General features: G+C 36.2%; 7 protein-coding genes and 1 pseudogene. 5 read left to right on the top strand and 3 right to left on the bottom strand.

Translation table 11 applies throughout. The features are described from left to right. Positions 1–239: 239 nt before the first annotated feature. Positions 240–379, bottom strand: a pseudogene (locus ASJ81_RS06595) (transposase); the annotation flags it as partial. 628 nt (positions 380–1,007) lie between these two features. On the opposite strand from ASJ81_RS06595, the gene ASJ81_RS06590 reads away from it, so the two are divergent. Continuing rightward, complete coding sequence (locus ASJ81_RS06590) at positions 1,008–1,697, top strand: hypothetical protein (protein ID WP_245859875.1); 690 nt, start codon at positions 1,008–1,010, stop codon at positions 1,695–1,697. 34 nt (positions 1,698–1,731) lie between these two features. Here the strand turns inward: ASJ81_RS06590 and ASJ81_RS24555 are convergent, their stop codons facing one another. Then, entirely contained in the window at positions 1,732–1,845 is a 114-nt protein-coding gene (locus tag ASJ81_RS24555) for a hypothetical protein (protein ID WP_369334790.1), read from the bottom strand. 472 nt (positions 1,846–2,317) lie between these two features. On the opposite strand from ASJ81_RS24555, the gene ASJ81_RS06585 reads away from it, so the two are divergent. Together ASJ81_RS06585 and ASJ81_RS06580 are read left to right on the top strand one after the other, a co-directional pair. After that, entirely contained in the window at positions 2,318–3,460 is a 1,143-nt protein-coding gene (locus tag ASJ81_RS06585; RefSeq protein ID WP_095643791.1) for a TIGR04083 family peptide-modifying radical SAM enzyme, read from the top strand. A gap of 1,125 nt (positions 3,461–4,585) precedes the next feature. Continuing rightward, entirely contained in the window at positions 4,586–5,305 is a 720-nt protein-coding gene (locus tag ASJ81_RS06580) for a hypothetical protein (protein WP_095643790.1), read from the top strand. Between the two features lie 387 nt (positions 5,306–5,692). Here the strand turns inward: ASJ81_RS06580 and ASJ81_RS24810 are convergent, their stop codons facing one another. Then, the gene (locus ASJ81_RS24810) at positions 5,693–5,974 is read right to left on the bottom strand and encodes a hypothetical protein (RefSeq protein WP_245859877.1); all 282 of its coding nucleotides are present in this window, start codon (positions 5,972–5,974) and stop codon (positions 5,693–5,695) included. Between ASJ81_RS24810 and ASJ81_RS06575 the strand changes: the two genes are divergently transcribed. Further along, positions 5,967–7,031, top strand: a complete 1,065-nt coding sequence (locus ASJ81_RS06575; protein WP_338037386.1) for a YncE family protein — start codon at positions 5,967–5,969, stop codon at positions 7,029–7,031. The two genes, ASJ81_RS24810 and ASJ81_RS06575, sit on opposite strands and share 8 nt — an antisense overlap. Positions 7,032–7,240: 209 nt before the next feature. Beyond that, entirely contained in the window at positions 7,241–7,597 is a 357-nt protein-coding gene (locus tag ASJ81_RS06570) for a hypothetical protein (protein ID WP_245859873.1), read from the top strand. Positions 7,598–8,245: the final 648 nt, after the last annotated feature.

Below are 8,245 nucleotides of genomic sequence, written 5' to 3'. Positions count from 1 at the left end.
CGGGGAAGTTTTCCATCCCCGCAGCAAGCTAGCGGGGTATTCGACTGAAATAAAAAATGAGCTTCAGGTGAACAAAAAAATTTTAAATGTGTCTCTCGACTCTCTTGGTGGATAGGACATAATGATTAGTCCCTTGAACAAAAAGTAACTTGTTGGACTTTTGATGATCCTATGGAAATTGGAGCGTTATAAAACCTCAGATTTCCAATTTTTGAGAGTTTTTTCGGCTCTTCGCTATTTCATGTGGGTAATTTGAATTTTAGTTTCCCTAATTTTAGACAGATCATATTAATAAAATATATGCTTTTAAACCCTCTTGCAGTTCTTTTTGCAACTGTACGATACTGTTAATTCCCTCGAGAATTCCATTGATTATTTTTTAATTAAAGTATAGCACAACTCTCAGAACTAGTGGTATTATGGGAGTCGTAACCGCTCTCGATAACCAAACTGAAATCAAACCACATTAGAAACCTATTCCAGATTTCTTCATTCGTTGTCAAATTCATTGGAAACAATGTTATCTCTTTTAATTGAGAGACAAATTAGTCTAAATTTTAATTATACATATTAATTTTAAACTTATATCATTAAATTTGTATTAAATTGTCTTTTATATATACCATCTGAATATGGGTTAAGATGTTTACTTATATATATGTTTCCCGGCCAAATAATATAACAATCAAAAATTAGGAAATTTATTTCATGGCAAAGTAAGTGTAAAAATTGCATTGTTAGACAATTTGGCCAGAAAACATATAAAGAATCAACAAAGAGGAATTTATGGAGTTCTAAAGTAATTTGTCGCCCAGCACTATATAGGCAGTTCCCATTATTGTCGAAATTAATCATTGCGAAATGGGAATTAAATCAAAATGAAAATAAACTCAAAGATAGTTTTTCTGTGTCCCACTTAAATTATTATGACTTAGATACATAATGAACTTATGAAGCAATTATATTTAATTAAAATCTTTCCTCAAGAGTGGATAAGGTGTTGAAACATGAGAACTCGTTACAAAATAGAGATCGGGTTTGTACTATTAATAATCATTTCTGTAGGGTTGCTGTCTATCTGGTGGCAAGACCAGAAGCAGAAAATGTATAATAATAGTTTCACAAGTATTTATGATTACGATGTAATATTAACTACGGACTCGACCTTGAACAACGCAACTCTTTACCTTCCACTTCCGGTGATAAACAATACGTCATCCGTGGGCGTGGATACCGTAGAGCATCACTTTAATAACAATGATCCTTCATGGGAATACGCTCTAGTGGATACGGAACACGGGCTCATGCTATCTATGAAAAATGAGAAGGCAAGAAGTATAGATCTTAGTACAATGGTATTTTCTAACCAGACCATAGATACAATGAACCCTTTGGGCAATGAAATGGTTCTTATGCCCAAATACAATCTTACGCATAATGTCAATGCTAGCGGAGTATATTCACGGACGTCTGAGCAATTTGATTATGAAAGCCGGGTGTATGCCTCCTATGAGACCTCCTCGAATGCAAATACCAGCATTTCGATCTACTTGGATGCACGTAATGAATGGTGGATCGGAGGATGGCAGTCTAATAGTTATAGGGAAAAAGTGGAAATTATATTATCCGGATCTCAGGATGGATGGACAGCAGTAAATGGGGAGCTTGTTACAGGAGAAGGAACATATGAGATATAATGTGAAATGCCACCCGTTAAAACCGGTAGCTTCCTTATTCATCGCCTATTGCTTTTATTACAGATAAGCTATACTCTAATCTTAGTTTTACTGACTTGATACCTTTCAGGCAGCTTTCTTTGCCTTTGTAACGCTGACTTAAAGCTATAATCTACCTGTTTCTTGCCTTAGCCTAAAGTGGTATTCTCTTGTCTACCTGTGTATACTTCAAATTCAGATATTATCCCCCTATTTGCAAAACCTATGTTAAAATTTATTGCAAATATGATATGAGATCAGTATAAAAACATACAAATCGTATATTAGAAATTTAAAATCTTGGAATTATGTTTGTTTTTCCTGGAACCCGTTTATTCTGGCGAACCTTAACTTAGCTAATCTTTACTTCCCGTAATATATTGCGGATTACTTATTGAAAAATATGTTGTGTAGGATTGATTGAACTTGATATAAACTCCTGATTGACAAAAAGTAAAGAGAAATTTAAAGAATGCTGAGCCTAAAAAATTAGATAAGTTGAGCATATAAAATATTGAAGAGTATCTCGATCTTAGTTTTCTCAGTAGAACTTAGAAAAGTACTAATAATTTAAAGAAGCTTAAAAAAAAGGTGCTTTAAATATGCCTTTTCATGTGATGTTAATCCCGACCCTTGGTTGTCCTGCTAACTGCAGCTACTGCTGGAGTTCCGAAGAAAAATCCCCGATAATGAGCATTGAAACGATAAAAGAAGTTGTTGAGTGGCTTAAAACTTTCAGGGGAGATTCGGTTACTTTCACATTCCATGGAGGAGAACCGCTCCTGGCTGGAGCGGAATTTTATCGGGAAGCACTGCCGCTTCTGGTTGAGGGTTTGAGCCCAAGGAGAATCGCTTTTGCGATACAGACAAACCTCTGGAAAATGACCCCTGAAATAGCCGAAATTTTTGCGGAATATGGGGTTCCTATAGGCTCCAGCCTGGACGGCCCAAAAGAACTTAATGACCTGCAGAGGGGAAAAGGATACTACGACAAAACCATGAGAGGTTATGAAATTGCCAGGGAACACGAGCTTAATGTGAGGTTCATTACAACTTTTACTTCTCATTCCGTAAAACAAAAGGAAGAGATTTTTAATTTTTATCTTGAGAAAGGATTGACACTCAAGCTCCACCCTTGCCTGCCTTCATTAAAAGATGACAATCCTGAGAGATGGACTCTCGATCCTGAGGAGTATGGAGAACTCCTGATCTATCTTCTGGATAAATATCTGGAAAACCTGGGCCGGATTGAGGTTATGAACATTGATCACCTGTGCAAATGTGTTTTCACAGGCCATGGCACGGTCTGCACCTATGTTGACTGTATGGGAGATACCTTTGCAGTTGGCCCTGACGGAGATATATACCCCTGTTATCGTTTTATAGGAATGCCCGAATATGTCATGGGCAATGTCTATGACCGTCCGAGCATGGCAGACCTCGCTCAATCCGAAGCCTGGAAGAAAATGCACAAGTTTAAAGAATATGTGGACATTGCATGCAGCAAATGCGCCCATATCAAATATTGCAGAGGCGGATGCCCGTACAATGCGATAGTGCCCACGAGCGGCGAGATAGAGGGTGTAGACCCGCACTGCCTGGCCTACAAGATGATTTTTGATGAAATTAACAAGCGTGTCAACGAGGAAATGTTCGGGGGTTCAGATATGGATAGCATGTTCTCGCCCAGCAGCATGAGACCTTCAAAACCCGGGATAATGTCCCTCATGCTTAAGAAACTCTAACGGAAGCTCAAAAATACGTGAGCTTATGAACTTGTATAAATTCGTGTGAATCAATTATGTTTTTGAAATGAAGAAAGATTTTGAGCGGTGTTACTAATTAGAAAAAGTTTAAAAAATAGTAGCAATGCTTCTTGTTATTGCTACTGTTGTTTTTGCAGCCGGCTGTACTGAAAAGACAACAAACTCAGAAAATGAGATTTCAGAAAATAAATCACATATCCACTAATGGAACTATAAGTGTCTAAACCACAAGCAACAACACTGAAACATTTGTCAGTAATAGTGGAAACAAATGTTGAATGAACTAAGGCACCATTCAAAGGATGTCGTGCCCCACTAATAATTTTTACAACAGCCTTATTGACTTCGCATAGGCTCTGTATGTAACAAATAAGTAACTACTTAGCCTGGATAAAACAATATCTTTAGTCATCTTTAGTAAATATAATGGGTAAATTTTTCTAAACTGATTTTCTTCAGTTATTGGTAATGATAACGTCTTTTCTTCTTGACTGGTTGTAGACTTGTTGATATTTGCAGTTATCAAGTACATTGAGTTCAACATAAATCTTGACAGATATATTTTCGTAGCTATGGATGCGTAAAGCACCAAAAGTACCTATTATCAAATGCACCTATTATCAAACGCACCTATTATCGAATGCACTTATCCAGAATAAATTACGGCCAGTGACTATATAATATTAAATTTCACATGGTTTAATCGAATTATCGGCTTAAACAACTGTAAGACCGTGAGGGTTCAGTTATATATTGAATATGAGTCAAGGCAATTTTCTCATATATAAACTTTTTAGCCAAAGTATCTAACAATCAAAGAATAGGAAATAACTGCAAATTCAAAATGAGTACGAAAACCACATAGTTAGAGAATTTGGACAGAGCACTTATAAGGAATTAATAAAAAGGAGTTTGTGGAGTTTGAATGTGCTTCCCAATATCATCTGACTCCATAATCTGACTCCATAATCTGACTCCATAGATGTAATGTAAGAAATACTCAATAAAATGCTCCCATGATGATTTAAATAACCAATCAAACTAAATTTATAATTAATTTTCTACCCTGTACTAAATCCATAAATCAAGAGCAGGAGAATCTTAATGAAACAATTAAATTTATTTTCCATATTATTTACATCTATTCTGCTTTTTCTAACTCCGAATCTCGCAGCAGCTATATATAGTTCAGAAGCTGCCGAAATCCCATACCAGATAAATAACTCTGACCGTATTGTTATAGGCACGGTAAGCGAGATTCATGTAGCTGACTATTACACAAATAACACAATTACAATAAAAGAATGGCTCTACAATCCTCTACCAATAAAGACCATAATAATAAGAACTAACATAGGGGCAAATGCCTCTACTGAAGACGAAGCAGAGTTTACTGAGAACGAGTCCGTACTCCTGATGCTAAAAGACCAGAGACCCGATAAAGGAGTTTTTCAAATGTCTCTTGGCTTTTTGGGAAAACACCAGGTTTCGGATAGAGATGCAGTAATCGAGGCATTGAAAGCTCAGGGTAAGTGGAAGGAAGAAGATAAGAAAGGAAATAAGGAAGAAAATAAGAAAGAAAAAAAGGCAAATGATACCGAAATGGTAGAGGATATAGAAAAAGTGGGCAATCAGAAGGAGGATATAACTGAAAACAAGACAGTTAATAACGGAAAAGTCAAGAATACAGGAACAAGAGGTGAGCAGGAAGAAAAATCCAATACCACTGAAGAATCAAAAAAAGTTCCTTTTATAAGTTCTTTCTGTGTGCTTGCAATAGTACTTATGACATTTATGATGTATGCAAGGAGTATAAAGCGATAAATATCAATATTTCTATAAAGTGTTATTTCGTTCTATTCACCAAGGCTAGTGAGGAAGAAAACCTACCCTCTTTATCAGACTCTATTTATTTTGTTTTACTTTGAGATTATTTCAGTCGAATACCCCGCTAGCTTGCTGCGGGGATGGAAACTTCCCCGGTAACCGTTGATAATAATAAAATTTCTCAATTCCATTTTCGATTACTAACTTCTGCTCACACTAAATTGTTTAGGGTTATTATTTCCTTTAACGGAATTTTGAGCGGTGGCGCGAACATACCCCGTTGCTTGCAGCGGGGTGCGCCAGCGCAACTTTGATTTTGGCTTACAAAATATTTTTTATTCTTAAGAGACCTAATTAATGAGTGTTTGCAAAAATATTCTAAGTTCAGACTTTTTTGATAATCGTAGTGTTATAAAAGACAGATACTTCTTGGGGATAAAAGATGGAAAGTAAAACTGCATCAACAACGCTGACTACCACTTTTTTGATTCCACTCTCATTGATTCCAATTTCATTGATTCCAATTTCATTGATTCCACTCTCATTGATTCCAATTTCATTGATTCCAATTTCGTTTATGACAACGACTAATGAAGTACGTAGACAACATATTCTCACAAGAATTCTGGGAATAGCAATACTTATGGTTTTAATACTGGTGAGCATCGCAGGTGCAGCTCCATTTGCATATGTGACGAGTATTGGAGTCCACACTGGAGCTGTCTTTGTAATTGACACAGCAACTGACAATCTTAAAACAGTGGTGCCTGTGGAAGGCTGGGCTGGAGAAGCCGCAATCAACCCTGCAGGAACAAAGGTGTATGTGACGGACTCATCAGGATTCAGTACCAACATCTTTGTAATTGACACAGCAACAAATACTGTTAATGCAGTAGTGGATGTGGGAGGTTACCCAGTTGGAGTTGCGGTTAACCCTAAAGGATCAAGAGTTTATGTGACAAGGCGTTGTAGTAGTGTGGATGATGGCAACAACGTCTCTATAATTGACACATCTACAAACACTGTAATCGACTCGATTAATGTTGGGCTGAACATTTACAATATTGCATTCTCACCAGATGGGAAAAAAATCTATGCTACGAATAATCGCAACAACACTATTTCTGTGATTGACGTAACTACCAAAAAAATCATAGCCTCTGTACATGTAGGAGACTATCCGACTGAAATTGCAACCAGTCCTGATGGAAATAAGGTGTATGTGATTAATTCAGGCAGCAATACTGTCTCTGTAGTTGATACAGCTATAAACAATGTTACAGGAAATGTGTCTGTAGGAGAGGGGCCCAGTGATATTGCAGTCAGTCCTGATGGAACGAACGTATACGTGACAAATTGGCGAAGTAACAATGTTTCTGTAATTAACGCAGCAACAAATACTGTTATAGCTACAATACCTGTAGGACTAACTCCTTTTGGAGTTGCGATCACCCCAGATGGAAAAAAAGTGTATGTGGCAAACTCTGCCATATACTCCAGTGACTACGAAGATAATAACGTCTCTGTAATTGACACAGTTACAAACAAAGTTACAGCAACTGTGAATACAAGAAAATATACTATGAACTGTCCTACTGGAGTTGTCATAGGACCATCCGTAAAAGATGGAAACGATTCGAGCAAAATTAACTCTATTCCAGGCTTCGGATTATTGGGCGGTTTGGTCTGTCTGTTTTTAGTACAGAGGCTCAGAAAGAAGTAGTATGAGTCCTGGACAATTGAAGTTGTTAACCAATCTGTACCTCAACTACGTAAGTTATGTTTTTTATTTGCTGAGAAAAAAGACTTATAAATTCTATGAATTAAAAACAAAGAACTGTTAATTTAAAGAAATGTCTAAATAATTTGCTTTGTTTTTAAAATGGTTTATATATATCCACTTTCTAAACTAAGAATATGGAAGAGGGCAAAATGAAGAATACAATCACGAGAAGTTTTGAGCTTCAGGACTACAGGATAGAAGGAACCGAGCTTTCCGGCTTCTGGGCAGACTTAACAAGCAAAGAAGAATTGATAGTTGAGGTAAATTACATCCCTGAAAAGAAAAAAATCTTCAGTCCTGCAGAAATCGAAAAATTTGTGCTGAGAATCCGTGATAAATGCGGTAGCTTTGAGGCTCAACTTCCTGAAAATATAAAATGCGAAGTCACCTTTAAGAATTTCGGAGAAAAAACTTACAGAACCTGCCAGCCTGATTTTGAACTGGAACCAAGGGAACTGGAAGAAATTCAGGTTGCTTACCGTTTCTACGTTGAATACTACATATAATTCGCATTGCGTTTGATCTGAAAGTTTAAAATTCGCAGTTTGAATTAGGCAGTTTAAATTAGGCAATTTAAATTAGGCAATTTAAATTAGGCAGTTTAAATTAGGCAGTTTAAAATTCCCAGTTTAAATCCGATAGTTTAAAATCCAGATTTAAGGAAGACTTGATCGATCATCTGATAAATTAGAAAGTTCAGGTTCGTAATTGGTTTGGAGTCAAAGAACTAGAAGTTGTGAGTGTGAAGTTCATTATAAGCATTTTATAAGCTTAGGTCACAGCGTTAAAAATAGCAATAAGGTTTCACATTAAAAAACTTATAAATATGTGTGTCGATCTATAGTCGTGATTAACATGAAGAATAGACCTTCTTAATTATTACTTATCGTTTTCTTCGCAATTCTTTTCGTTCCAATGATATTATTATCGAAAGAACTCGATTTTGGAATTATTTCAATGTCAGTTTTTGGATCATTAATAGGATCTCTGATCCTATATTTTGTTATAACCCTGATTATAAATATATACAACAGGCTACATCCTTTTTGATTTTTCCTGGTCATTCTTCAGTTCAAAAACGATAGAAGTTTATCCAAGTTCAGTACTTCGCTAATTTTTCATTTTGTATAAATGAGGTCATTCGAAACCTATAT

This window comes from Methanosarcina spelaei, assembly GCF_002287235.1.
GTDB lineage: Archaea > Halobacteriota > Methanosarcinia > Methanosarcinales > Methanosarcinaceae > Methanosarcina > Methanosarcina spelaei.
The sequence above is the reverse complement of the archived record's forward strand: the minus strand, read 5'-3'. Positions and strand labels throughout refer to the sequence as shown.

Excerpts from the sequence above, each read along its gene's own strand:
- ASJ81_RS06585 (WP_095643791.1), top strand. The coding sequence starts at position 2,318 with ATGCCTTTTCATGTGATGTTAATCCCGACCCTTGGTTGTCCTGCTAAC.
- ASJ81_RS24810 (WP_245859877.1), bottom strand. The coding sequence starts at position 5,974 with ATGCTCACCAGTATTAAAACCATAAGTATTGCTATTCCCAGAATTCTT.
- ASJ81_RS06580 (WP_095643790.1), top strand. The coding sequence starts at position 4,586 with ATGAAACAATTAAATTTATTTTCCATATTATTTACATCTATTCTGCTT.
- ASJ81_RS06590 (WP_245859875.1), top strand. The coding sequence starts at position 1,008 with ATGAGAACTCGTTACAAAATAGAGATCGGGTTTGTACTATTAATAATC.
- ASJ81_RS06570 (WP_245859873.1), top strand. The coding sequence starts at position 7,241 with ATGAAGAATACAATCACGAGAAGTTTTGAGCTTCAGGACTACAGGATA.